Origin of the sequence: Rubrivivax soli (assembly GCF_049810355.1) — a bacterium.
Classification (GTDB): domain Bacteria; phylum Pseudomonadota; class Gammaproteobacteria; order Burkholderiales; family Burkholderiaceae_C; genus Rubrivivax.
Map to the genome: position 1 here is coordinate 1,227,464 of NZ_CP187368.1, position 25,209 is coordinate 1,252,672.

At 69.8% G+C, this 25,209-nt stretch carries 27 protein-coding genes; 6 read left to right on the forward strand and 21 right to left on the reverse strand.

From position 1 onward, the window contains the following. The first annotated feature begins 358 nt into the window (after positions 1-358). The 3 genes from ACPOLB_RS05480 to ACPOLB_RS05490 all read left to right on the forward strand — a co-directional run bounded on the left by ACPOLB_RS05480 (position 359) and on the right by ACPOLB_RS05490 (position 2,274). Positions 359-571, forward strand: coding sequence for a hypothetical protein (locus ACPOLB_RS05480; RefSeq protein ID WP_425260310.1), 213 nt, complete (start codon positions 359-361; stop codon positions 569-571). 226 nt (positions 572-797) lie between these two features. Next, the gene (locus ACPOLB_RS05485; protein WP_425260311.1) at positions 798-1,430 is read left to right on the forward strand and encodes a hypothetical protein; all 633 of its coding nucleotides are present in this window, start codon (positions 798-800) and stop codon (positions 1,428-1,430) included. Positions 1,431-1,602: 172 nt separating this feature from the next. After that, complete coding sequence (locus ACPOLB_RS05490) at positions 1,603-2,274, forward strand: hypothetical protein (protein WP_425260312.1); 672 nt, start codon at positions 1,603-1,605, stop codon at positions 2,272-2,274. 132 nt (positions 2,275-2,406) lie between these two features. Here ACPOLB_RS05490 and ACPOLB_RS05495 read toward each other — a convergent pair whose 3' ends face one another. Beyond that, a complete protein-coding gene (locus ACPOLB_RS05495; protein ID WP_104301981.1) occupies positions 2,407-2,619 on the reverse strand; it encodes a hypothetical protein in 213 nt (70 codons plus the stop codon). A 637-nt stretch (positions 2,620-3,256) separates the two neighbouring features. On the opposite strand from ACPOLB_RS05495, the gene radC reads away from it, so the two are divergent. The 3 genes from radC (at position 3,257) to ACPOLB_RS05510 (ending at position 4,732) form a co-directional block, all read left to right on the forward strand. After that, positions 3,257-3,802, forward strand: coding sequence for a RadC family protein (radC, locus tag ACPOLB_RS05500; protein ID WP_425261877.1), 546 nt, complete (start codon positions 3,257-3,259; stop codon positions 3,800-3,802). A gap of 313 nt (positions 3,803-4,115) precedes the next feature. Continuing rightward, positions 4,116-4,424 carry a hypothetical protein gene (locus ACPOLB_RS05505; RefSeq protein ID WP_104301980.1) on the forward strand — a complete coding sequence of 103 codons (309 nt, stop codon included), beginning with the start codon at positions 4,116-4,118 and terminating at the stop codon, positions 4,422-4,424. Continuing rightward, a complete protein-coding gene (locus ACPOLB_RS05510) occupies positions 4,421-4,732 on the forward strand; it encodes a hypothetical protein (protein WP_173806270.1) in 312 nt (103 codons plus the stop codon). The genes ACPOLB_RS05505 and ACPOLB_RS05510 overlap by 4 nt, the downstream gene beginning before the upstream one ends. A gap of 111 nt (positions 4,733-4,843) precedes the next feature. Here the strand turns inward: ACPOLB_RS05510 and ACPOLB_RS05515 are convergent, their stop codons facing one another. The 20 genes from ACPOLB_RS05515 to ACPOLB_RS05610 all read right to left on the reverse strand — a co-directional run bounded on the left by ACPOLB_RS05515 (position 4,844) and on the right by ACPOLB_RS05610 (position 25,188). Further along, a complete protein-coding gene (locus ACPOLB_RS05515; RefSeq protein ID WP_173806271.1) occupies positions 4,844-7,981 on the reverse strand; it encodes an efflux RND transporter permease subunit in 3,138 nt (1,045 codons plus the stop codon). Further along, a complete protein-coding gene (locus ACPOLB_RS05520) occupies positions 7,978-9,564 on the reverse strand; it encodes an efflux RND transporter periplasmic adaptor subunit (protein ID WP_425260313.1) in 1,587 nt (528 codons plus the stop codon). Before ACPOLB_RS05520 ends, ACPOLB_RS05515 begins: the two co-directional genes overlap by 4 nt. Positions 9,565-9,568: 4 nt before the next feature. Further along, complete coding sequence (locus ACPOLB_RS05525) at positions 9,569-10,861, reverse strand: TolC family protein (protein WP_425260315.1); 1,293 nt, start codon at positions 10,859-10,861, stop codon at positions 9,569-9,571. An 84-nt stretch (positions 10,862-10,945) separates the two neighbouring features. Continuing rightward, a complete protein-coding gene (locus ACPOLB_RS05530) occupies positions 10,946-11,359 on the reverse strand; it encodes a hypothetical protein (protein WP_173806273.1) in 414 nt (137 codons plus the stop codon). A gap of 67 nt (positions 11,360-11,426) precedes the next feature. Then, entirely contained in the window at positions 11,427-11,801 is a 375-nt protein-coding gene (locus tag ACPOLB_RS05535) for a hypothetical protein (protein ID WP_173806274.1), read from the reverse strand. A gap of 39 nt (positions 11,802-11,840) precedes the next feature. Beyond that, the gene (locus tag ACPOLB_RS05540; protein ID WP_425260316.1) at positions 11,841-12,371 is read right to left on the reverse strand and encodes an SRPBCC family protein; all 531 of its coding nucleotides are present in this window, start codon (positions 12,369-12,371) and stop codon (positions 11,841-11,843) included. Beyond that, positions 12,361-12,903: a hypothetical protein gene (locus tag ACPOLB_RS05545; RefSeq protein ID WP_425260317.1), complete on the reverse strand. Its 543-nt coding sequence runs from the start codon at positions 12,901-12,903 to the stop codon at positions 12,361-12,363. Before ACPOLB_RS05545 ends, ACPOLB_RS05540 begins: the two co-directional genes overlap by 11 nt. Before the next feature lie 13 nt (positions 12,904-12,916). Continuing rightward, complete coding sequence (locus ACPOLB_RS05550) at positions 12,917-15,199, reverse strand: copper-transporting P-type ATPase (RefSeq protein ID WP_425260319.1); 2,283 nt, start codon at positions 15,197-15,199, stop codon at positions 12,917-12,919. Between the two features lie 4 nt (positions 15,200-15,203). Next, the gene (locus ACPOLB_RS05555; RefSeq protein ID WP_425260320.1) at positions 15,204-15,452 is read right to left on the reverse strand and encodes a DUF2933 domain-containing protein; all 249 of its coding nucleotides are present in this window, start codon (positions 15,450-15,452) and stop codon (positions 15,204-15,206) included. Positions 15,453-15,554: 102 nt separating this feature from the next. After that, on the reverse strand, positions 15,555-16,046 hold the full coding sequence (locus tag ACPOLB_RS05560) for a c-type cytochrome (RefSeq protein ID WP_425260322.1): 492 nt from the start codon (positions 16,044-16,046) through the stop codon (positions 15,555-15,557). Positions 16,047-16,049: 3 nt separating this feature from the next. Continuing rightward, positions 16,050-16,535: a hypothetical protein gene (locus tag ACPOLB_RS05565; RefSeq protein ID WP_425260323.1), complete on the reverse strand. Its 486-nt coding sequence runs from the start codon at positions 16,533-16,535 to the stop codon at positions 16,050-16,052. 156 nt (positions 16,536-16,691) lie between these two features. Then, positions 16,692-17,183 carry a hypothetical protein gene (locus ACPOLB_RS05570; RefSeq protein WP_425260324.1) on the reverse strand — a complete coding sequence of 164 codons (492 nt, stop codon included), beginning with the start codon at positions 17,181-17,183 and terminating at the stop codon, positions 16,692-16,694. A 78-nt stretch (positions 17,184-17,261) separates the two neighbouring features. Further along, on the reverse strand, positions 17,262-17,612 hold the full coding sequence (locus tag ACPOLB_RS05575) for a copper-binding protein (protein WP_104301971.1): 351 nt from the start codon (positions 17,610-17,612) through the stop codon (positions 17,262-17,264). Positions 17,613-17,672: 60 nt separating this feature from the next. Further along, a complete protein-coding gene (locus ACPOLB_RS05580; RefSeq protein WP_104301970.1) occupies positions 17,673-18,173 on the reverse strand; it encodes a cupredoxin domain-containing protein in 501 nt (166 codons plus the stop codon). Positions 18,174-18,239: 66 nt separating this feature from the next. Continuing rightward, entirely contained in the window at positions 18,240-19,655 is a 1,416-nt protein-coding gene (locus tag ACPOLB_RS05585; RefSeq protein WP_425260325.1) for a multicopper oxidase family protein, read from the reverse strand. Positions 19,656-19,696: 41 nt separating this feature from the next. After that, positions 19,697-21,070 carry a TolC family protein gene (locus ACPOLB_RS05590; protein ID WP_425260326.1) on the reverse strand — a complete coding sequence of 458 codons (1,374 nt, stop codon included), beginning with the start codon at positions 21,068-21,070 and terminating at the stop codon, positions 19,697-19,699. An 85-nt stretch (positions 21,071-21,155) separates the two neighbouring features. Beyond that, positions 21,156-21,542, reverse strand: a complete 387-nt coding sequence (locus ACPOLB_RS05595; protein WP_425260327.1) for a hypothetical protein — start codon at positions 21,540-21,542, stop codon at positions 21,156-21,158. Positions 21,543-21,726: 184 nt separating this feature from the next. Further along, positions 21,727-22,194, reverse strand: a complete 468-nt coding sequence (locus ACPOLB_RS05600; RefSeq protein WP_104301966.1) for a hypothetical protein — start codon at positions 22,192-22,194, stop codon at positions 21,727-21,729. Between the two features lie 40 nt (positions 22,195-22,234). Further along, positions 22,235-22,732: a Cu(I)-responsive transcriptional regulator gene (gene cueR / locus ACPOLB_RS05605; protein ID WP_419186786.1), complete on the reverse strand. Its 498-nt coding sequence runs from the start codon at positions 22,730-22,732 to the stop codon at positions 22,235-22,237. Positions 22,733-22,758: 26 nt separating this feature from the next. Beyond that, positions 22,759-25,188, reverse strand: coding sequence for a heavy metal translocating P-type ATPase (locus ACPOLB_RS05610; RefSeq protein ID WP_425260328.1), 2,430 nt, complete (start codon positions 25,186-25,188; stop codon positions 22,759-22,761). Positions 25,189-25,209 lie beyond the last annotated feature (21 nt).

A 25,209-nucleotide genomic window follows, 5' to 3' on the forward strand; every position in this document is an offset into this window, starting at 1 on the left:
GGTCCCGTCCTCTCGGATGCGGACCTCTGCAGCTCGCGCACGCACCGGTGCGCAACGAAGCGCCTTGCCTTCCCGGCAAGGCATCCCAGACGGGGAACCCCAGTTCCCCGCCAGGGATGGGCGTTCCCCTTCACCCCTGAAGGAGAACCCCCATGAGTCCCGTTCCCTGGAACCGCGCTGTCGCGCCGGTGTGTGCACTGCTGGGTGGTACCAGGCTTGCCCGCGTGCCCGCCCGGCGGCCTGTCACCCTTCCGGCGCTGCTCCGGCCCCGGCCCTGCACGCCCCATGCGTCCATGCGCGTGGTGTGCGAGGCCGCGGACCCTCTGGCGTCCGAGCGCTGCGCGACGGTGTGCTGACCATGACGGTCGACACCTACCGCAGGCGCATCGCCTCGACGGCCATCGTGCTGGCCCGGGAGGATCCCCTCCTGGTCAAGGAAGTCATCGCCCGGCTCCGCGCCTCGGGCGAGATCGCGGCCGACGACCTGGTCTACCTGGACCGGATCGCCGACCGCTGGATCGGCATTGCCGATAGCCTGCGCCGAGGCGCCGCTCGCGTGCTCACGACCTGATGGTCGCGGGCATCGAGTCGTCCGTCGCGGCACCGCCGTCGGCTCGAACTCGTGCCGATCGAGTCCTCGGGTTTCGGGGATGGTGAACCGACCGCCAGCGATGGCATCGGGACGCCATCACCCGACACCCCGTTTTCTTCGGCTCTCAGCCGTCCTCGCCATCCACCCACCGGGAGTCACCGTCTCCCGTCGGGGTCGGGGTTCCCTCGCATTCTTGGAGAACCCCATGAATCATGCTTTCCCAGACAGATCCTTCCAGAGCCCGTCACCGCGGCGCAGCACCATCGACATCGAGGAGCAGCGCGCCTGGGTCGGCTTCTACAGACGCGTCGGCCGTGACGTCGCCCTCGCCGCCGAGGTGATGGCGCAGCTCGACGGCGACGCCGACATGAAGCGCCGCCACCTGGCGCTGTACCTGTCCTGCAAGCAGTCGCTGCGCGTCCACAAGGCGCGCCAGGCCCGCGACAAGCGCATCGGGCAGTGGCTGCGCGTGTTGGTCCAGTGGACGCTGCAGCGACCTGCAGCCTTCGTCGGCAGCGTCACGCAGAAGGCGTACCACCGCACTGCGGACGTCCTCGACGAGGCCATTGCCGCTGCACCGCCAGCCTCGCCAGCAACATCGAAGCGGGGCGCGCGCCCAGCCGCGGCCCGTGACGCCGACAGCAGGCCCGAACCGGCCGCCGCGCAGGTTCGTCAGCTGCTGGGCGATGCCGAGTTCGCCGACGCGCACGCCCGCTTCCAGCACCAGGCCGGCATGTCCCCGGCGTCGCCGGTCAGTGGCTCCGAAGGCCGCTCCGAGCGTGCCCCGGAACCTCCCGTCGACGGCCCCGCACCCGCCGTGCAGATCAGCCGGCGCTGATCCGAAAACCGAACCCCGGCGCAGCCCCATCGGCTGCACCGGGTTCGATCGCTGACGTGACTCGGCCAAGGACTGACGTCCAGCGGCCTGGGCTCACCGGCACCCCATCCAACCGCCCGCGGGCCCGTCCCGCCAGGGCCGGTGTCCGCCCTCCCAACTTCGAGAGTTCCCCATGCGAGACATCACCCTGAATCCCGAGCAACGCCTGTATGTGATCGCCACCGAAGGTGGCGTGACCTGCTTCGGCTTCGACAACGCCCGCGATCATGCACGGCAGATCGCACAGCGGCTCGATCGTCCCGACCTGATGCCGACCGCCGATGACGCGGGGAGCCTCACCGGCTACGAAAAGTACCTCGCTGCCGTGCGTGCCTGGGGCGAATCCGCCCAGGGTCACAGCACCTACTTCGACCCCGGCACGGACCCTCGCCTGGCGAGGGTGCTGGAGACCTGCCGCCGGGACGGCCGCAAGGTGCGGCTGGTGCTGGGCGACACCGGCACCGGCGCGAGCTGGCTCGACGAGTTCGACGTGGTCGGCACGGTCGGCCGCTCGACCGGCCTGCTGAAGGTGCCCCTGCTCGTCGAGCCGGGCGAGGCGGCCGGTACAGCCATCCTCTGTGCGCATGTGCTGGCACTGATGGCCTGGGACACCGGCCTGCCCCTGTACCGCCACCCGCGCTGGCAGCCGCCGGAACTGCGCATCCGCGCCAGTGATGACGATGTCCGTCCCTGGGCCGTCGTGCTGCACGAGCAGCCCGTGGCGACCTTCGACGACATCGGCAAGGCCGGTGCGTACCTCGCGTTCATGCGCGGGGCAAGCGGCGAGCCGCGCGTGTTCCGCTGAGCCGTCCGGTCGAACGTTCGAGACCCTTCAGTCGGCGCGATCCAGATCCACTCCAGGCCGACACCCAGCACGCCCCCGGTCCAGCACCGGGGGCGTTCCTGTTTCCGAGACTGCGAACCGGGCGACGGGCGCTCAGCGTCCGGTCAGGGACTGCACCTCACGCTCGATCAGCCAGTGCAGGAAGCGGGTGTCATCGGAGTGGCCCCAGTAATGGGCCTTGCACCGGCGGACGTAGGCCTGCAGGTCCGCGACGCTGCGGATGGACCCCGGCTCGATGGCGGTGATGCGGGCCAGCCGCGTCCGTTCGGGTCGGGTCAGTCGAAGCTGGTTTCCGGTGCGCAGCATGTCGGGTCGGCCTTGTCGGGAAGCCGCGCATCTTCGCGTGCCCGCGCAGGTCTGTGCACATCCACTGCGGCCCGCGACGAAGAAATTTCTGCAGTGACAGCGTAGTGCCTCTGCGGTGTCACTTTTGCAGTCTGCCCGCCAAGACATCCGCGCAGGCCGTGGCCCAGCCACAACGGCGCGGCCACGCGCAGTGCGGTCATGCGAACCGTGCCACCTCCCCGCGCACCGATGCCCGACCAAGGCACGGACCCTGGCGCCCTTTGCGCGGGCAAGCGCGGCAAAGGCGCGGTTGCTGGCACCACCCCGGTTGAATCCACGGCGCCGATGGCGCAGACTTGACGGGCTAACACCCACTCCCGACAGGAGTGTTTCCGATGCCGACCGAACCGGCGGCAGCGGCGTCGCAGTCGTTACCTGCCTCGGATGATCATCTGAGCCACCGTGCCGGCCACGTTCCATCGTGTGTCTGCACATCCTTCCCTTGCGGGGACACCAGTCCCCACCGGGAACGGCGTTCCCGTCTTCCTTTTCGCCACGAGAGGAGAACGCCATGAACTTCCACCCTTTCCAGGGTCTTCAAGATCTGCCGGACCTGCCCGATGCCGCCCATGCGTCGCGGGAGGACCTGGTGGCAGAGATGCTGGGCCTGCGGGCCCACCCATTGCCAGGCCCCTCGCCGGCTGCGCTGCGCGTCAGCGACCGGGAGACGCCCCACGAGGACCCGGCCACGCAGCAGCTCCTGTCGCGCCGACTCGGTGTCGCCCGCGAGCTGCTGATGCGCGAGCTGCGTGACCGGATGGCGCAGGGGCCTGTGATGTCGTCGCCCCAGGTCCTTCGGGACTGGCTGCGACTGCGCTGCGCAGGCCTGCAGCACGAGGTCTTCCTCGCGCTTTACCTGGATGCCAACCACCGGCTGATCGCCCACGAGGAGGTGTTCCGCGGCACGCTCACCCAGACATCGGTGTACCCGCGGGAACTGGTCAAGAGCGCCCTGGCCCGCAACGCCGCCGCGATCGCGGTGGCCCACAACCACCCGAGCGGCCAGGCCGAGCCGAGCCGCGCGGACGAGTTCCTGACGCAGACGCTGAAGTCGGCGCTGGCGCTGGTGGACATCCGCCTGATCGACCACTTCGTCGTCGCCGGCGACCAGTGCGTCAGCTTCGCGGAGCGCGGACTGCTCTGACGCCATGTGCGGCAGTCACGCCCTGCACGACCCGGTTGCGAGAAGGGCGCCGCCGAGGCGGTGCCCCTCCCGCCGATCCCACCCCAACCAAGGATGCCCATGTCGGAGAGAAGACCCCCGACCTGCCCCTGCTGTGCCGGCCACGGCGTGCCTCTGGGCGCGCTCGGTCGCCTGCACTGGTTCCGCTGCCGCGACTGCGGCATGACGTTCGCCCGCGCCGGACGATCGAAGCGCTCCACCCAAGCGCTCACGACCGCAAGGCGGGTGACCGAGCCCCACACTTCTCCCAGTTCATCCCGAGGAGGAAGCCACGATGCATACCCTGCCCGCCACCGGCCTGCGACAGCAGGCCGAGATGCTGGCCAGCCTGTCCCTGAAGCATCTGAGTTCGGCGACGCGCAACAAGCTCGCCGATGACGACCTGTCCGTGAACGCCTACCCGACCGACTGCGGCGGGTTCGTCTATGTCGGGGCACCGAAGTACCGCGTGCCGTCGGAGCCCGACCTGGCCATGCTGTTCGAGGTGGCCGAATCCGCCGGCGTGGCCTGGCTGATGTTCGATCGCGAGGCGGCGGTCATCGACGGGCTGCCCGTGTTCGACAGCGCGGAGCCGGGACCATGAGCCAGCACCTCGCGACGGCGACGCTCGACGGACACCCCGTCGAGATCGTGGCCGGCTTCGATCGACGCCTGGGGGACTACTTTCTCCAGGTCATCGATGAGCGCAACGACATGCTCTACACCAGCCTGCAGGAGCCCCTGCTGGACTGGACCGACATCGCGACCCTGCGCACCAAGGTCGCCGAACTCGGCCTTCGACTGCCTGCGAAGCTGGTCGATGAGGTCGAGGGCGATGGCCGTCGACGCGCGGGCAATCGCATCGTCCGCCACCTGGCAGACGGGCCGCCAGTCACGCTGTTGGCGGGCTGACCCTGCCCGCTGATCGACCCCGGCGCCGCGCGCCCATCCCGGCAGGGATGGGCGCGCGGCGCCGTTTCTTCTTTGCGAGCCCGACCATTCGGCAGCCCGGCCCCGCTTCCGTCAGACCGATGCTGAGCCTTGTTGCCGAGATCGCAGCAGCGCGAACACCGCCGGCACTACGAACAGCGACAGCAGCGGCGCGGTGACCATGCCCCCGAGCATCGGCGCGGCGATGCGGCTCATCACCTCGGAGCCCGTGCCGCTGCCCCAGACGATGGGCACCAGGCCAGCCAGGATGACCGCGACCGTCATCGCCTTCGGCCGCACGCGCAGCACCGCCCCTTCTCGGATTGCGTCGAGCAGCACCGGCAGCGTCAGCGGCGTGCCGGCCACCAGCCTGGCCTCCAGCGCATGCTTCAGGTACAGCAGCATCACCACACCGAACTCGGCGGCCACGCCGGCCAGCGCGATGAATCCCACGCCGGTGGCGATCGACAGGTGGTAGCCCATCGCCCAGAGGAACCAGACGCCGCCGGTCAGCGCAAAAGGCAGCGTGGCCATGATCAGCACCGCCTCGTCGATGCGCCGGAAGGTCAGGTACAGCAGGACGAAGATGATCATCAGCGTCGCCGGTACGACGATCTTCAGCCGCGCGTTGGCGCGTTCGAGGTACTCGAACTGGCCCGAATAGGCGATGCTCACGCCGGGAGCGAGCTTCACCTCGCGCGCCACCGCGGCGCGCAGGTCGGCCGCCACCGACGCGAGGTCGCGGCCGCGCACGTCCACATAGACCCAGCCCGAGGGTCGCGCGTTTTCGCTCTTGAGCATCGGCGGCCCGTCGGCCACGACGATCTTCGCCACCGTGCCCAGCGTGATCTGCTGGCCCATCGGCGTCAGCACCGGCAGCGCCGCCAGCCGCTCGGGCGTGTCGCGCCACTCGCGCGGATAGCGCAGGTTGATGGGGAAGCGCGCCAGTCCTTCGACCGTCTCGGCGACGTTCTCGCCGCCGATCGCACCGCTGACCACCGCCTGCACGTCGGCGATGTTCAGTCCGTAGCGCGCAGCCGCCGCGCGGTCGATCTGCACGTCGATGTAGCGCCCGCCGGTCAGGCGCTCGGCCAGCGCCGACGACACGCCCGGCACCGTCTTGGCAACCCGCTCCACGCCTTGGGCGATGCGGTCGATCGTGGTGAGATCGCTGCCGGTCACCTTCACGCCGATCGGGCTCTTGATGCCGGTGGCCAGCATGTCGATGCGGTTGCGGATCGGCGGGATCCAGATGTTGGCCAGTCCCGGCACCTTCACCGCCGAGTCGAGTTCCTCGACCAGTTGGTCGGGCGTCATGCCCGGCCGCCACTGCTCGCGGGGCTTGAGCTTGACCGTGGTCTCGAACATCTCCAGCGGTGCCGGATCGGTCGCGGTCTCGGCGCGGCCAGCCTTGCCGAAGACGCGCTCCACCTCCGGAACGGTCTTGATCATGCGGTTGGTGATCTGCAGCAACTCGGTCGCCTTCTGCGCCGAGAGGCCCGGCAGCGCCGACGGCATGTACAGCAGGTCGCCCTCGTCCAGCCGCGGCAGGAACTCCCCGCCCAGCCGCGACAGCGGCCAGGCCGTGCTCGCCGCCAGCACCACCGCGATCACCAGCGTCGCCTTCGGCCAGCGCAGCACCCATTCGAGCGCCGGACGGTAGATCGCGATCAGCACGCGGGTGATCGGATTTCTCTGCTCGTCGGGGATGCGGCCGCGGATCCACGCACCCATCAGCACCGGGATCAGCGTCACCGACAGCGCGGCGGCGGCCGCCATCGCGTAGGTCTTGGTGAATGCCAGCGGCCCGAACAATCGCCCTTCCTGCGCCTCCAGCGTGAAGACCGGGATGAAGCTCAGCGTGATGATCAGCAGCGAGAAGAACAGCGCCGGGCCGACCTCCTCGGCCGCCTCGGTGATGACCTTCCAGCGCGCCTCGCCGACGAGGCTCTCGCCGGGGTGCGCGTGCTGCCAGGCCTCGAGCTTCTTGTGCGCGTTCTCGATCATCACCACGGCCGCGTCGACCATCGCGCCGATCGCGATCGCGATGCCTCCCAGCGACATGATGTTCGCGTTGATGCCCTGCCAGCGCATGATCAGGAATGCCGCCATCACGCCCAGCGGCAGCGCGATGATGGCCACCAGCGCCGAGCGCAGGTGCCACAGGAAGATCGCACAGACGGCCGCGACGACGATGAACTCCTCGATCAGCTTCGCCGAGAGGTTGTCGATGGCGCGCTCGATCAGCGCGCTGCGGTCGTAGGTGGTCACCACCTCCACGCCCTGCGGCAGGCTGCCCTGCAGGTCTGCAAGCTTGGCCTTCACGGCCGCGATGGTCTGCTGAGGGTTCGCGCCCGAGCGCAGCACCACCACGCCACCGGCCACCTCGCCTTCGCCATCGAGCTCGGCGATGCCGCGCCGCATCTCCGGGCCCACCTGGACCGTGGCCACGTCGCCCAGCTTCACCGGGATGCCGCCGCGCGCCGCCAGCGGTACCGCGCGGAAATCGTCCAGCGTCTTCAGGTAGCCACTGGCGCGCACCATGTACTCGGCCTCGGCCAGCTCCAGCACCGAGCCGCCAGCTTCCTGGTTGCCGGCCATCAGCGCCTCGCGCACCTGCGCGTGCGTGACGCCGTAGGCGGCCAGCTTCAGCGGATCGAGCACCACCTGGTACTGGCGGTTCATGCCGCCCACGGTGGCCACCTCGGCCACGCCGGGCAGGCCCTTCAGCTCGTACTTCAGGAACCAGTCCTGCAGCGCGCGCAGCTGCGACAGGTCACTGCGGCCGGTGCGGTCGACCAGCGCGTACTGGAAGATCCAGCCCACCCCGGTGGCGTCCGGCCCGAGCGACGATTTCGCCGCGGCCGGCAGCCGGCCCTGCACCTGGTTGAGGTACTCCAGCACGCGCGAGCGCGCCCAGTACAGGTCGGTGCCGTCATCGAAGAGGATGTAGACGAAGCTGTCGCCGAAGAACGAGAAGCCGCGCACCGTCTTCGCACCGGGCACCGACAGCATCGTCGTCGCCAGCGGATAGGTGACCTGGTTCTCGACGATCTGCGGCGCCTGCCCGGGCAGCGTCGTGCGGATGATCACCTGCACGTCGGACAGGTCGGGCAAGGCATCGACCGGCGTCGTGCGCACGCCCCACAGGCCTGCGGCCGCGAGGAACAGCGTGGCCAGCACCACGAGGAAGCGGTTGGCCACCGACCAGCGGATCAGCGCGGCGATCATCGCGGCGCTCCGGTGCTGCCGTGGCCGGCGTGCGGGTCGGCCACGGCAGGTTCGCGGTCGATCGCGGTGACCACGTGCTCATCGCCCTTCTGGCGGAAGCGGAAGCGCACCGCATCGCCGGCCTTCAGCCCGCGCGCGAGGTCCGGCCGCGCGAGCTGGAAGGGCATCGTCATCGCCGGCCACTTCAGCGCAGGGACTGCTTCGTGTTCCAGGGTGATCGCCGCCGCGTCGAGCTCGACCACGCGGCCGCGGGTGGTGAACTCGCCGGTCGGCCCCTGCTGCGCGCTGGCCGCTGCTGCAGTGGTCGCGGCCGCTTCCGCCGGGGCACGCGCGGTCAGCCCTTGCAGGCTGGCCTCGGAATCGATGAGGAACTGTCCCGAGGCCACCACCTGCTGCCCAGCCTCCACCCCCTTGAGCACGGCCACCCGGCCGTCGACCTCGGCGCCGAGTTCCACTTCCACCGGGCGGTACCGGCCCGGCGCGTCGACCACGTAGACCAGCGCGCGGCGCCCGGTGCGGATCACCGCCTCGCCGGGGACGGTGACGACCTCGGTGCCCTGCCCCGCACCGAGCAGCCGAACTTGCCCGAACATGCCGGCACGCATCCGGCCGCCGCGGTTGGGCACCTCGACGCGCACGCGCAGCGTGCGCGTGTCTCGGCTCGCCTCCGGGAGCACTGCCGCCACCTTGCCGCGCAGCACCTCGCCCGAGAACGCCACCAGCCGCAGCTCGGCGGGCTGGCCCGTGACCACTGCCGCGCCCAGCGCCTCGGGCACGGCCGCCTCGACCCACACCGTGCCCAGGCCGTTGATGCGCGCCAGCGTCATGCCGGCGGCCACCGTCATGCCTTGGCGCACCATCAGCTCGGCGATCAACCCGCCCGACGGCGCCACGATGGTCGTCACGGCCTGCGGTTGCCCGCTGGCATCCACGCGCTCGATGAGCGCGGCCGGCATGCCCAGAAGCGTCAGCCGCGAGCGGGCTGCCTGTGCCAGGACCGCGTCGCCGGTGGCCCGCACCGCGAGGTACTCGCGCTGCGCCGCCAGCCAGTCTGGGTGCAGCACCTCGGCCAGCGGGGCGCCCGCGGGGATTACGTCGCCCGGCGCACGCGGATGGACACGCTCGACGAAGCCGTTGGCGCGTGCCTGCACGATGCTGACATCGCGCTCGTTGAGCCCGACTGTACCGACCGCGTCCACCGCCGCCTGCAGCACGCGCTTCTCGGCCGTGGCGACGCGAAGGCCGAGCGACTGCATGGCCTGCGGCGACACCGCCACCGCCGACCCGGCGTCGGCACCCGCCTCGTCAGCGTACCGGGGCACCAGCTGCATGTCCATGAACGGCGACTTGCCGGGCTTGTCAAAGCGCTGCGTCGGCACCATCGGGTCGTACCAGTACAGCACCTTGCGCTCGGCGGCAGGGGCGGCAGGGGCGGCAGGTGCAGCCGCCGTTGCCGAAGCGCCTGCATAGCCGCCAGCCGACAGCCACTGCGAGAGCGCCCAGCCGGCGCCGATGCCGGCCAGCAGCAACACCGCGCCGGCCACCACGGTCTTTGAGGACGAGGGGTTGGATGAAAAGCTCATCGTGTTACTCCGCAATCAGGGTGGACAGGCGCAGGCGCAGGGCGGCGCGCTGCGCGTCAAGGTCGATGGCGCGCAGCTGCGTTTCCAGCACCTGGCTGCGCGCCGTCAGCACGGCCGCGAGATCGCCACGGCCGGCCTGGTAGGCCGCCGTCGCCAGGGCCACGCGCTCGGCGGCCAGCGGCAGACCGGCGGCCCGCAGCCGCTCGGCCTGCGTGTCGAGCGCCTGCAGTTCGGCCAGCATCGCGTCGGTCTCCGCGGCATGGCGCCGCAGCAGTTCCTCGCGCTCGGCCTCGATGCGTTCGATCTCGCGCCGCTTGGCCTCGATCTGCGGCTGCTGGCGGCGATCGCGCTGCCACGGCAGGTCGAAGCTGAGCTGGAACGACACCATGTCGTCGTAGCGTGGCCGCCGGCTGTACGCCACCTCCCACGACCAGTCGCCGCGCTTCTCCGCATCGGCCTCGGCCACCTCGGCCTGGGCCATCGCACGCATCGGCGCATAGGGTGCCAGCTCGGCGTGATGCGGCAACGAGCTGCGCAAGGCGTCGCCGTTCACGTCCATAGCCGGCGCTGCGCCCTGCAGCGGCGCAGCGGCACGCTCACCGATCCATCGGCGCAGTTCCACCCTCGCCTTGCGCACGTCCCGCGCCAGCTCGTCGGTCCGGTCGGCGATGGCCAGCGCTTCCTGGCGCGCCATCGTCAACTCCGCGGGCATGGCCGAGCCGGCGGCAATGCGGGCCGGCAGCGTGTCCTGCAGCAGCCGGTTCTCGCGCTGGAGGCCGGCCACCTGCGACAGCCGGGCCTCCGCGAAGTGCACAGCGAGCCAGGCCAGGCCGGCTTCGCGGCGCACCGCGAGTTCCGTGGCCGCCAGCGTCGCCCGATCGCGCTCGATGCGGGCCTGTGCAACCTGCTCGCGCGCATCGCGCTTGGCCCGGTTGGGCATCTCCTGCATCAGCGCAATGCGCTGCATCGTGCCGGCATCGCGCGTCGTGCTCCAGCGATCCGGCCCGGCGATCGGCAGGTTCTCGATGCCGACGGACAGGCGCGGATCGGGCAGCGTGGACGCCGCTGGTGCCAGGGCCGACGAGCCGGCCAGCGTGGCCTGCTGCGCACGCAGTGCCGGTGCCGCCTGGCGCGCCAGCTCGAGCGCCTCGGCATAGCTCAGCGACGGAGCGTCAGGGGCAGCCCACGCAGCGCTGGGTGTCAGGGCGGCCAGGCCCAGCACCCACGCCAAGGCCAGGGTGGACGGCTGGCGCCGCCCGGCGTGCCGGCGCGGCACGCGAACGTTGAATCGAGACACGACACTCTCCTTCGGATCGAACGCACGGCGAACGCAAGAGATCCGGGTGCGCCGAGACAGCGCACCCGGACCCAGGTCCGCGGGTCAGTTCCGAAGGACGAGGAAGGAGAGGTAGAGCGGCGGTGACCCGACGGGCGGCCCGTCGGCCACCGAGGCGGGCATCGTGGCCGCCAGCTGGGCGGCCTCGGCCACGTCGACGATGCCGACCAAGGCGGCGCCCACCGCCATGGCCGGCGGCGCGTCCGGCGCGGCCACCTGGCTGTTCACCGAGGTCTTGCCGGTCTCGCAGTGGGCCTTGCACAGCTGCGGCTGGTCCGGGTCCATGCGCGTGGGCATGCTGCCCTCGCAGTCCGGCATGGCCGCCATTGCGGCCGCAACGTCGTCAGGCGCCGGCGAGAGCTGCGGGCAGGCGTACGCCGCCGTGGCCAGCTGCGTGAACAGCACCAGGGCGATCAGCCAGCCGGACAGCCAGCCGCGATGACGACGCAACGCGCGCATGAATCGAAGTCTACGTTCCCCCCGGCCATCGCGCCTTGTCCCGCATCAAGCGCTCCGCACGTGTGCCTCAGCGCGTCAGCAGGAGGTTCAGGTCGACAGCCTGGCCCGACTTGTTGGTCCACATCCAACAGTAGTCCTGGTCAAGTACCACCTGAAGGCGCCCGCTGGCGCCGGCCAGGGCATCGCGGCGCTCCGGGTAGCGCACATCCTTGCCCTCGTGATAGTGGATGTTGAAGTTCAGCGGGCCACTGGCCTCGAAGCGCCAGGCCACTGAATCGGCCCGGGCGAGCTTGCCGCAGACCTCGGCGAACTTGCCCGGGGCCACGCTGACACGGCGTTCGAAGCGGCCCTGTTCGTTCCAGGCGATGTCGATGATGTCGGCCCGCGCTGCGGTGGAGCAGAGGATCGCCAGGCTCAGAGCAACGGATATGCGATGAATCATGCGCGTACTGTAGAGACAAAGCCGGACCAGAGATGCGGCTCACCGCGCGCTCGGCGCGGGCCCTCGGATCGGCCCCGGAAAGGCTGCACGGGCGTCCTCTGCCATCCGCCGCGTGCACCACGCCGCGTAGTAGCGACCCACGAGACCCCCGAGCAGGCGGGCAAGGCCTCGCCCCGGCCGCGCATAGTCGATGAAGACGACCAGTCGCGAGCCCCCAGTGAACGGTTCGATGCTGAAACCCATCCGGTAGGCGCCGATGACCAGCAGGGTCGGTTCGCCCACGGTCTCCCAGACCTTGCGCTGCAGTGGGGCGTGTTCGGTCACCACTTCCTCGAGCCCGAGCCGCACACCCAGGACGCGACCGCTCATCCGGATGACCGAACCCACCGCCTGGCCGTGATCCGCATCGGTGTCGATCCGCATCGAAGCGCCCGCCGTCATCAGCGACGGCTTCTCCATGTGGCCGGACAGGCGGCGGTGGTCGTCCAGGTGGGCGAACAGGCGCTCGGGCTCGACCGGCAGCACGATCTCGCTGCGATGGTGAAAGGCCAGCGGCGACTCAGCTTTCACTGGGACGCCTCCGACGAACGAGCAGAAAGGTCCCCACGAGCACCAGCGCCGCATAGTTGAGCACCATGAACCACGGCGTGGTCCATGCAATGCCATCGAACCCACGCTCGGTGAACGGGTAGAGCACCGGCACCGCGTAGTAGTCGGCTGAGTGCGTGAACACATCGATCACGAGGTGCGACCACCAGCCGAGCAGCGGGAGCCAGAACACACGTCGCACCGCCCAGCCGAGCGCGGTCACGAGCCCAGCAACCGGTGCGCTGTGCATCACGCAGTGCAGGTGGTGCGACCACAGCTCGACGATGGGCGGCAGCCACGGCTCCTGCCCGGGCGAGGCCAGCGCGTAGCCGCGCACCGCTGCAAAGCTGCCGTCACCGAGCGCCCACCAAGCGGCAAGCGGCAGCAGATGCATCACGTCCGGCAAGGCCGCGAGGACCAGCGCGGCCGCCACCGTGCCTCGCGACAGTGGGCGGCGACGATGGACCGCCGCCGCCCCCGCAGCGGCCCAGAGAGTGTGCGCGACGAGGTCCACCGCGTGGCGTGGGTCAGTCCCGCAGGAGCGCTGCCTTGCGCAGCCGCAGCGCGTTGCCGATCACCGACGCCGAACTTAAGCTCATCGCCAGCGCCGCGATCATCGGCGACAGCAGCCAACCGGTGAACGGGAACAGCAGCCCGGCGGCGAGCGGCACGCCGAGCGCGTTGTAGATGAAGGCGAAACCGAGATTCTGCTTCATGTTGGCGATGGTCGCCTGCGACAGCAGCCGCGCCTGCGCGATGCCGCGCAGGTCGCCCTTCACCAGCGTGACCGGCGCGCTGTTCATCGCCACGTCGGTGCCGGTGCCCATCGCCACACCCACGTCGGCCTGCGCCAGCGCCGGCGCGTCGTTGATGCCGTCGCCGGCCATCGCCACCACCCTGCCCTCGCGCTGAAGCTTCTGCACGAGAGCCAGCTTGTCGGCGGGCTTGACTTCGCCGTGCACCTCGTCGATGCCGAGCCGCTTCGCGACCGCACGCGCCGTGGTCAGGCCGTCGCCTGTGGCCATCACCACGCGCAGGCCGGCGGCGTGCAGCGCAGCCAGGGCCTCGGGTGTGCTCGCCTTCACCGGGTCGGACACCGCGAGCAGTCCCGCCAGGCGCCCGTCCACCGACAGGTGCATCACGCTGGCGCCCTCCGCACGCAAGGCCTCGGCCTGCCCGACGAGGGCGTCGACAGCCACGCCTTCCTGGTGCATCAGCGCGGTGTTGCCCAGCGCCACGCGGTGCCCATGCACGCTGCCCCGCACGCCGATGCCGCTGCTGGACTCGAATCCCTCGGCCTTGGCCAGTGCCAGCCCCTGCGCGCGGGCGGCCTGCACGATGGCGTCGGCCAGCGGATGCTCGCTGCCCTGGTCCAGGCTCGCGGCGATGCGCAGCACCTCGTCGGCCGCGAAGCCATCGGCGGGCACGGCGCGGTCGAAGGCCGGCTTGCCTTCGGTCAGGGTGCCGGTCTTGTCGACGATCAGCGTGTCGACCTTGCGGAAGTGCTCGATCGCCGCCGCGTCGCGGAACAGGATGCCGCGCGTGGCCGCGCGCCCGGTGGCAACCATGATGGACATCGGCGTCGCCAGACCGAGCGCGCACGGGCAGGCGATGATCAGCACGGCAACTGCATTGATCAGCCCGTAGACCCAGCTCGGGTCGGGACCGAACACGCCCCAGGCGAAGAAGGTGGCCACCGCGATGGCCACGACCGCCATCACGAACCAGCCCGCCACCTGGTCGGCCATGCGCTGCATCGGCGCCTTCGAGCGCTGCGCCTGCGTCACCATCTGCACGATCTGCGACAGCATGGTCTGCGCGCCGACACGCTCGGAACGCATCACCAGCGCACCGCTGGTGTTCAGCGTGGCGCCGATGAGCTTGTCGCCCGGGCGCTTGCTCACCGGAACCGGCTCGCCGGTCAGCATCGACTCGTCGACCGCGCTGGAGCCTTCGGTCACGACGCCGTCGACTGGCACCTTCTCGCCGGGCCGCACGCGCAGCAGGTCGCCGACATGCACGTGCGTCAGCGGCACGTCGGCTTCGGTGCCGTCGGCGCCGATGCGCCGAGCCGTCTTCGGCGCCAGGCCGAGCAGCGACTTGATCGCCGCCGAGGTCTGCGAGCGCGCCTTCAGCTCGAGGATCTGGCCGAGAAGCGTCAGCGAGATGATCACCGCCGCCGCTTCGAAGTACACGGCCACGCGCCCCATCGCCTGGAACGAGGCTGGGAACACCTCCGGCGCAACCGTCGCCACGACGCTGTAGGCAAAGGCGGCCCCGGTGCCCAGGCCGATCAGCGTCCACATGTTCGGGCTGCGCAAACGCACCGACTGCACGCCGCGAACGAAGAACGGCCAGCCGGCCCACAGCACGATGGGCACCGACAGCACCAGCTCGATCCAGCTCTGGGTGGCCATGTCAAACCACTGCAGCCGGTGGCCGACCATCGCGAGCAGCGTCACGACCAGCGTGAGCGGCAAGGTCCACCAGAAGCGCCGGCGGAAGTCCGCCAGCTCGGGGTTCTCGTCCTCGTCGAGCGTGGGCAGCACCGGCTCCAGCGTCATGCCGCACTTGGGGCAGCTGCCGGGATGGTCCTGGCGCACCTCGGGGTGCATCGGGCAGGTGTAGATCGTGCCTGCGGGCGAGTCCGGTGGTGGTGAGGCAGGCGGCCCAGCATCCCCCGCCGCGTGGACTTGCGCCGGCCCGTGCGCGGGGTCGTGCGCATGGTGATGGTGCGAGTGGTCGTGATGGCCGTGATCGTGGTCGTGGCCTGGGTGGCCATCGTGCTTCAGGTGCGCCTGCATGTTCATCGCGTCAGTCTCCGTGGGACCCGTGGTCGGACCCTTGCCGTCCATGAGTCCCGTGGCGCCCGTGTCCGCCGTGCCCATGGAAGAGGTGCATCAGCGGGCAGGCCAGCAACAGCAGGTAGGGCCACAGGCCGGCCACGTGACCCCAGTGCTCGCGCAGCAGGTAGAACACCACGATCAGCGCCACCATCAGCACTGCCACCGTGAGCGGCTTGCGGCTGCGCGGTGTGCCGGCGTCTTGGACGGGATGGTTCATGAGCAGCTCCTCGGTCGGTTGGGCATCCGTGATACCCGGGCGGTACAGGTCAACCATAGGCCTTGCCACCGTGTGAAGGTCAAGCGGCTCCGCGCCGGTGCCTCAGCGACTGGCGGCACGGTTCAGCTCGTCGTGCCGGGCGCGGATGTCGGCCGGCCACTGCGCCTTGATCCACGAGAGCGCGGCAACGATCTCCACGTCGCTGAGCACGCCGTCGTAGGCCGGCATGGCCGACGCATAGTCCTTCAGGTTCGCGGCCTTGGCCACACCGTGCTTGGTGATGCGGAAAAGCAGCTCGTCCGGATGGTGCCAGGTGTGCCCGCTCGGGTCGTGCGGCGGCGCCGGCAGCCGGCCATCCGGGCCGCGCTCGCGCCAGTTGGACTGACCCTCCAGCCGCGCGCCATGGCAGGCCGCGCACTGCGCCGCGTAGACCTTCTGCCCGAGCGCAGTGACGGCCGCATCGTCCGGCCGCAGCTGGACTAGCCGCTCCGCGGCGGGGTCCGCCTTCCAGACCACCGCCGCGTAGACGGCGATTGCGGCGACGGCCGCCGCCATGAGCGCGGCGGCCTTCCAGGGCTTGCTGCGAACCGCCATGGCTCAGGACCGGGTCGGCGGCGGACCCATGCGGTCCATCATCATCTGCATCATGGACTGCATCATCTCCATGCGCTTTTCCATCATCTGATGGCGCGTGGCCATGTCCATCGGGGCGCTTGCCGCGCCGGCCGGACCCACGGCCCCCATGCCTCCGATCCCCATGCCGCCCTTGCCGCCCATTCCGCCCGGGCCCATGCCGCCCATCATCGCCATGCCTTCCTGCATCAGCTTCATGTGGTCGGCCATCAGGGCCTGCCGCTCCTGCGGCGTGCTCGCACGCGACATCTTCTCGTGCATCTCGCGCATCTTGGTCATGTGCGTATCCATCATTGCCATGCGGTCGGCGGGCGCGGGTGTAGGAGCCGCCGTACCGGCAGGATGGTGTGCGGCGTGGTCCGCGGCGCCGGATGCGCTGGGGGTCTGAGCGCAGGCGGTGAGCACGACGGTAGCCGTGCCAGCAAGGACGAGCGATCGAAGCGTGGTCATGGTGAGTCTCCAGTGATGAACGTGAACCGATTGCCGTCGCAGGACGGCGCATGACGGGGAAGGTGCCCGCGGCGACGGTCAGCCGGGCAGGCAACGCGCAATGGGCCGGCAGCAGCGCGGGCAAGCAGCCACGCGCGCACCAGCCCGGCGCAGGGGCTACCGCGTCAGCCGCAGGAACGCGATGATCACGGGCACGCCCGGTGGCGGGGGCGCGGCGCGCGATCGCCAGCGGGGCTCGGCCCGATCCGGTGCCTGCGACGGCCAACTGCCCAACGCAGCAGGCGGCGGCATGCCAGAGTCGGCGTTGCCATCCGCCTTCGTGGGCTGGGCCTTCGCGACGACGCTCTGCTCCAAATCGCAGAAGCTGATGCAGGACTGAAGGCCGGCGTCCCGATCGTCCTCCGCTCCCGTGTCCGCCGCAGCGTGGTGCGCCCGGACATCGGCACCGGCGTCGATCCGCCCGTGGTGTTCAGACCGGCGCTCCGCGGCCGCAGACGGCTGCACGAGGCAGGCGTTGGCCCAGCTCGCGAAGGTCGCGAACAGCCAGACGAACAGCATCGCCGCCGCGGTGCGGCGGGGCCGTGGAAGGAGCTTGGCCGTGGACATGAACAGAGTGGCCGACGAGCGATGGCCCGTCAGCGCCCTCATGCTAGGCGCAAGCGCAGCACTGAGGTTGACGCTCGTCAAGCTCCCAGGCCGCTGAAACAGCGGGACCGCGCTGCACGGCTACTTCGCCGGCTCGATGACGGTCACGACATAGCCGCTGCCGGCCTTCTCGGCACGGAACTTCACCTTGTCGCCCACCTTCACCTTGTCGAGCAGTGCGGGCTCCTTGACCTGGAAGACCATCGTCATGCCCGGCATGTCGAGGTTCTTGATCTCGCCATGCTTGAGCGTCAGCTTGCCCGCGTCCTTGTCGATCTTGCGGACCTCACCGTCGGCCATGTCTGCGCTGTTCGCCGCCGCCGTCGCAGGCGTGGCGGCATGGTGCGCGGAGTGGTCATCGGCTTTCTGCTGTGCCAGGGCGGGGCCGCTCAGCAGCGCGGCGACGAGCAGGGTGGAAGCGATGTGGTTCATGAGGACTCCGTGATGGGTGGGGTGGGTGATGGAAGAGAGTGCTGTTGCGATTCGGAGCGATCAGGCCGTGACGTTGATGGTGCCGACCATGCCCGCCGAGTAGTGACCCGCGATCAGGCAGGCGAACTCGAAGGTGCCGGCGCGGTTGAAGGTCCAGACGATCTCGCCGGTCTTGCCCGGCGACACGTGGGCCATGTACGGCTCGTCGTGCTCCATGTTCGGGAACTTGATCATCAGCTCGGCGTGCTTGGCGTTCTCGGCCTTGGTGCCGATGACGAACTCGTGCATTTCCTTGCCCGCGTTCTGCACGCGGAAGCGAAGCGTCTCGCCGCGGCGCACGTCGATGCGATCGGGCGTGAAGCGCATGTTGTCGCCCATGCGGACCTCGATGGTGCGGCGGACAGACTTGGCATCGCCGGCGATGCCCCAGTCCTTCTGTTCCTTGACGACAGGACCGGACTTCTTGGCGTGATGTTCATTGCTGTGCGCGCGGGCGAGCCCGGTGATACCGAGCCCGAGAGCCGAGGCGGCGATCAGGAGATGGCGCTTGCTGCTTTGCATGAGGCTTCCTTGTCGATGTTCAGTTGGAGGAGAGTTTGCTGAGAGGTGCTGGAGTCGGCGGCACCGTCAGTGGCCGCTGTGTCCGCCCGATGGCTTGCGCACCTTGACCTCGACGTCCTGCGCTGGCCTGGCGACGGCAGGCATTGACCCCCGGCCCTCGGCCTTGAAGCGCGCCGGGTCGGGCAGGCTGCCGGTGAACTCGTAGGCCACGGTGCCTGGCGGATGCTGGTACCAGCCGGGATCGGTGTAGTCGCCTCGCTTCTGATCCTTGCGCACCTTCACCACGCTGAACATGCCGCCCATGCCCACGGCGCCGAAGGGGCCCTGCCCGGCCATCATCGCCGCCGTGTTGTCGGGCAGCGGCATCTCCATCTCCGTCATGTCCTTCATGCCGCGCTCGCCCATCACCATGTAGTCGGGGATGAGCTTGGTGATCTGGCGCGCGACGCCGCTGTGGTCCACGCCGATCATCGTGGGCACGCCGTGGCCCATGGCGTTCATCGTGTGGTGGCTCTTGTGGCAGTGGAAGGCCCAGTCGCCCTCCTCGTCGGCCAGGAAGTCCATCTGACGCATCTGACCCACGGCGATGTCCTGCGTCACTTCGTACTGGCGCGTGCTCTTGGGCGTGGGGCCACCGTCGGTGCCCGTGACCAGGAATTCGTGGCCGTGCAGGTGGATGGGGTGGTTGGTCATCGTCAGGTTGCCCACGCGGATGCGCACCTTGTCCATGTGCCGCACCACCAGCGGGTCGATGCCGGGGAAGATGCGCGAGTTCCAGCTCCAGAGGTTGAAGTCGAGCATCGTCATGATCTTCGGCGTCGCACTGCCGGGGTCGATGTCGTAGGCGTTGAGCAGGAAGCAGAAGTCGCGATCGACCTCGTCGATGAGCGGGTGCTTGCCATTCGGGTGTGTCACCCAGAAGCCCATCATCCCCATCGCCATCTGCACCATCTCGTCGGCATGCGGGTGGTACATGAACGTACCCGGACGTCGGGCCACGAACTCGTAGACGTAGGTCTTGCCGGGCGGGATTCCGGGCTGGTTCAGGCCCGTCACGCCGTCCATGCCGTTGGGCAGGCGCTGACCGTGCCAGTGGATGCTGGTGAGCTCGCCGAGCTTGTTGGTGACGAACAGGCGCACGCGATCTCCTTCCACCACCTCGATGGTCGGCCCCGGGCTCTGGCCGTTGTAGCCCCACAGATGGGCCTTGAAGCCGGGCGCCATCTCGCGCACCACGGGCTCGGCGACGAGGTGGAACTCCTTGACGCCGTTGTTCATGCGCCAAGGCAGCGTCCAGCCGTTGAGCGTGACGACGGGGTTGTAGGGCCTGCCGGTGTTCGGCACCAGCGGCGGCATGGTGTCAGGCTTGGTCTGGATGATGGGTTCGGGCAGGGCCGCCATCGCCACCTTGCTGACAGCGCTGGCCGTCACGGCGGCAGCCGCCACGCCAGCACCGTTGAGAAAGTTTCTTCGGGAAACCATGGGTCGTGTCCTTGTGTTTCGGTTCGGGTCGACGCGGTGCGTCAGTGGCCGGGATCGCCCGCCGGACCGGCCGCCATCGCCGGGACAGCCGCGGCCGTGAGGCTGGGCTTGCCGACGAGCGCCATGTCAAGGTCGGCCTGGGCGATCCAGAAGTCGCGCAGCGCGTCGATGGCGCCGTTGACGCTGGCGATCTGCGAGCGCGCGTCGGCCAGCAGCTCGAACACGCCGATCAGCATGCCGTTGTAGCGAAGCAGGTTCTCTTCCGAGATGCGCGCCTTCAGCGGCACGATCTCGTCGCGTTGGTGCTTGGCGATGTCCCAGGCTGAGCGATAAGCGCCGTAGGCCTCACGCACCTCCGAGCGGGCGTTGATCGCCGTCTCGGCGGTGCGGTGCAGCGACTGCATGTAGACGGCCTCGGCGCGCGCCACGCGGGCACTGCCCCAGTCGAAGAGCGGCAGCTCGAAGCCGATCTCCCAGCCCTTCTGCGTCGGCCCTTCGTTGCTGCTGTTGCGCACCAGGCCCAACTCCAGCACGTTGACGAAGCGCGTGGTACGCGTCAGGCCCAGGTTGCGTGCGGTGGCCTCGACGCCACTGCGGGCTGCGGCCACATCCAGCCGCTGGGCCAGCGCGGTGCGCTCGACGTCGGGCAGGTCGCGCGGCTGGGTCGGCAGGTCGGGCAGACGCTCGGGCAGCTGGAAGGCGGTCTGCGCACCCCACAGCCCCAGCAGCCGTGTGAGGCGCTCGCGGGCCGCGCGCTGCTGCTGCTCGGCACGGGCCAGGTTCAGCGCCGCGTCGGCGTAGAAGCCCTGCTCGCGCGCCTGCTGCAGCTTGTTGAAGTTGCCCACCTGCGCCATGCGCCGCGCCAGCTCGGCACCGGCCTCGGCGGCCTGCATCACCTGACGGCTGTAGCGCACCGACTCATCGGCGGCCACCGCCTGCACCCAGGCCTTGCGTGTGTCGGCTGCCAGGGACAGCACCTGCATCGCGACGGTGGTGCGCACCTGATCGAGGCGGCGTGCCTCGACGCGTTGCACCAGCGGCATCGCGATGAGGCGGGCCAGGTTGACGTGCAGGCCGCGCTCGAGCTCGATCTCGTCACCCTTGGTCATGCGGCCGAAGCTGAAGCCCGGGTTCGGCAGGCGGCCCGCCTGCACGATCTCGGCCTCGGTAATGCCCAGTTCGGCATATGCGGCCTGCAAGCCACGGTTGTTCAGCAGTGCAACCTGCACCGCATCGTTCATGGACAGCGGCTTGCCGAGCAGTTGGTTCACGCGCTGGGCGATGCGGTCCAGGTCTTCGGGCTGCCGGGCCCAGGCCAGCTGCACCGGGGCTCCGATGCGCTCGGCCGTGGCCTTCTCGACCTCACCGAAACCGCCATCGGGGCTCAGGGAAGCGCAGCCGGTCAGCACGAGCACCAGGGCAGCCAGGCCCGTGAGACGGAGAGGCGCTGAACGGGCGATGACGTGGGGTGTTGGTGGTTGTCGGGTCATCCTCATCCCCTCAATGCATCTTGTGGCCGCCGTGCGCCGGTGCGGCGCCCGAAGCCGCCACCGGCGCGGGCACAGCGCGACTGGCCGGTGCCATGGGCGCCGGCTCGGGCTGCTGCGCTTCGCGTGCATAGGCGCGCCAGCCCCCGATGCGGTTCACCGCCTCGTTCGCCTCTTTCCAGTCGATGCGCTTGTCGTCGCCCAGCCGGCGATAGCTGGCCAGCGCTGACGAGTGATTGGCGGCCGGTACGCGGACCTGCGCATCGAGCGGGTCGGCGCGTTCGGTGCGGGCGGCCGCGCCCTGGGATTGGGTTTGCGCTTGAACGAGCGATGCTGCGGTCAGCAGCGCGATGAGGGGGAGGCCTCGACAGCAGTCGAGGCGAAACGGAAACAGGGGCATGGGAACCTCGCGAGAACTCGAACGACGGTCCTGCGGCCAAGGCACGCAGGTGCGCAGGTGAGGATCTGGCGCGATCCGCCGGATGGGGCGAGAGTTCGGTCCGGTGGACCGTTGGTCAAACCGTCAGATGAACCGACGGGCGGGGCGCCAAGGTACCCGCGTCACCCCAGGGCGTCGCGCCGAATCAGGCGAGGACGGTTCGAGGCGGACGGTCTAGGCCGTCAGGTTGGTGCGATGCGACCGGTTCCACCGGCGACATGGGCGCAAGATGCTCTGGGCTCGAAGGCACCGGGAGCACGAAGCTGGCCGGCAGCACCAGCGCGGAACAGCAGGCGGCGCAGGCGCTGCAGGTGAACTTGCCGTGATGCTTGGACAGGCCATTCACACCGCTGGCATCGGCACCGGCGGCGGGCTCGTCTGCGACAGGGTACTCAGGTGACGCGTGCTCATGCACGGCATGATCCGCAGCCATCCGGTCGTGCCCGGGCGCGGTGGTCAGACTGGAAGCCAACGCCGGTGCGTCGGCCATCAGCCCTTGCATCATCCGCTCGTGGCTCGGCCCGCAGAACAGCATCACGGACGCAGCCATGCCCTGCACGGGCATGGCGATCACCATGACCCAGACAAGGAAGGCGCGGAACACGCGGTTCATATCGTCAGTGTATCGAAACCGGTTTGACGATGCTCAGGCATCAGCGCGGCAATGTGCGCGGTCCGGTCCGGGATGAGGCTGCTCGCTGCCGCTGAGCGACCGCGCCGCGCGAATGATCGGCGGGAGCGCCGGCCAGTACCGGGCCTGTCGCCTCCAGCGTGTCGATGATCGGGCAATCCGGTCGATCGTCGCCGTGGCAGCCGTGGACCAGATGCGCCAGCGCCGCTCGCATCGATTGCAGCTCTGCGAGCTTTGCATCGAGTTCCGCGATGTGTGCCTCGGCCAGGGACTTGACCTGCCGGCTGGACCGCTTGCGGTTCTGCCACAGGTCCAGCAATTCGCGGATCTGTTCCAGCGAGAAGCCCAGGTCGCGCGAGTGGCGGATGAAGCGCAGCATGTTCACGTCGCGTTCGCTGTATTGGCGGTAGCCCGCATCCGTGCGGGTGGACGCAGGCAGCAGCCCGATGCTCTCGTAGTGCCGGATCATCTTTGCCGACAGGCCGGTGGCGCCGGCAGCTTGTCCGATGTTCATGCCCATGGCCTTTGTTCCTCGAGACAGTTCGATCAATCCGTTGCTGCGCCGCGCCAGCGACGCAGGGTCAGCGCATTCGCGACCACGCTGACGCTGCTGAACGCCATGGCCGCACCGGCGATCACCGGGCTCAGCAGGCCGAAAGCCGCCAGCGGAATGCCGAGCACGTTGTACGCGAAGGCCCAGAACAGCCCCTGCTTGATCTTGGAGTAGGTGCGGCGCGAGACGTCGAACGCGTCGGCCACGAGGCGCGGGTCGCCGCGCATCAGCGTGATCCCGGCGGCTTCCATCGCCACATCGGTGCCGGTGGACATCGACAGACCCACGTCGGCGGCCACCAGCGACGGCACGTCGTTCAGGCCGTCGCCGACCATCGCGACCACCTGCCCCTGGCTCCGCAGCTGCTGCACGATCTCGGCCTTGCCGCCCGGCAGCAGTTCGGCGCGCACCTCGTCGATGCCAAGTTCGCGCGCCACCGCCTGGGCGCTGCCGTGGTTGTCGCCGGTCAGCATCACGGTGCGGATGCCCAGCGACCGCAGCCGTTCGACGGCCGCACGCGATGCCGGCTTGATCGTGTCGCCGAAGGCCAGCAGCCCGAGCACGCGAGCGCCATGGCCCAGGCCATCGCTCGGCGCGAGCAGCCACGAGATGCTGCGGCCCTCGCCTTCCAGGCGCTGAGCGGTCATCAGGAGCGCGCCAGGCTGTGCGCCCGACTCGTTCATCAGCCGCGTGCTGCCAAGCAGCAGGCGCTGGCCCTCGACCACCGCCTCCACGCCGCGGCCCGGCAGCGCCCGGGCGTCGCGCGCCGGGGGCACGGCAAGGCCGTCGTTCCTGGCCTTCTCCATCACGGCATGGGCCAGCGGGTGGTCGCTGCCCTGCTGGAGCGCGGCGGCCAGGGTCAGGACCTGGGCGACCGATGCGTCCAGGCCGGCCTCGACCGCCACCAGCGAAGGCTTGCCCTCGGTGAGCGTGCCCGTCTTGTCGAAGGCCACCGTGGTGACCGAGTGCGCCACTTCCAGCGCCTCGGCGTCCTTGATCAGGATGCCGCGGCGCGCCGCCACGCCGGTGCCTGCCATGATCGCCGTCGGCGTGGCGAGACCCAACGCACAGGGGCAAGCGATCACGAGCACTGCCACCGCGCTGATCAGCGCCTGCTCCCAGTCGCCGGTCCAGGCCAGCCAGCCGGCGAAGGTCAGCACGGCGATGCCCAGCACCACAGGCACGAAGACCGCGCTGACGCGGTCGACGATGCGCTGGATCGGGGCCTTGGCCGCCTGGGCCGACTCGACCATGCGGATGATGCGGGCCAGCGTGGTCTCGGCGCCGATCGCGCCGGTGCGCACCTGCAGCACACCTTCCTCGTTGACTGAACCGCCGGTGACCGTTTCACCCACGGCCTTGGCCACCGGCAGGCTCTCCCCGGTGATCAGCGACTCGTTGACGTGGCTGCGGCCGTCGATGACCTGGCCATCGACGGGCACACGCTCGCCCGGGCGGATCACGACGATGTCACCCACCGCCACCTGCTCGACCGGTGTCGAGATCTCGGCCCCCTCGACCAGCACGCGGGCGACCGTCGGACGCAGCGCGTTCAGCGCACGGATCGCATCCGCCGTTTGCCGCTTGGCGCGCGCCTCGAGCCACTTGCCCAGCAGCACCAGCGTGATGACGGCCGCCGAGGCCTCGAAGTAGAGGTGCGGCATGCCGTGCGCTGCGTGCTTGAACAGCAAGTAGACCGACAGCCCGTAGGCCGCGCTGGTGCCCAGCGCGACCAGCAGGTCCATGTTGCCGGCACGGGCCTTCAGCGCCTTCCAGCCGGCACGGTAGAAGCGCGCACCGAGCCAGAACTGCACCGGCGTGGCCAGTACCAGCTGCACCCAGCCGTCTGGCATCCAGTGAATGCCGAACAGCTGCAGCAGCATCGGCAGCACCAGCGGCAGCGTCAGCACCGAGGCCACTGCCACGGGCCACCACTCAGGCAGGCGGCGCGCTGGCTTGGGTGCTGCGGCGTCCACCACCGGACTGGCCGCGTAGCCGGCCTTGTCGATCGCCGCAGCGAGCGTAGCGAAGGACACACTGCCCAGCGCCCCGACGCTGGCCTTCTCGGTGGCGAGGTTCACCGACGCGGTCGTCACGCCCGGCACCTTCAGCAACGCCTTCTCGACCCGCGCGACGCAGGAGGCGCAGGTCATCCCGTCGACTTGCAGCTCGACACGATGCGTCGGCACGTCGTAGCCGGCCCGGCGCACGGCTGCGGTCACAGCAGACACCAGGGCGTTGCCCGCCACCCCGTCCCTGGCGCGGACCGTCGCTTGCTCGGTGGCCAGGTTGACGGCGGCACTCTCCACGCCGGGCAGCGTCGCGAGCGCCTTCTCGACGCGCAATACACAGGACGCGCAGGTCATGCCTTCGATCGGCAGTTTGAAGTCCAGCGTGGGCGTTGCGCTTGCGAGGGTGTTCATGGGATCGGTCCTTCCGGACCG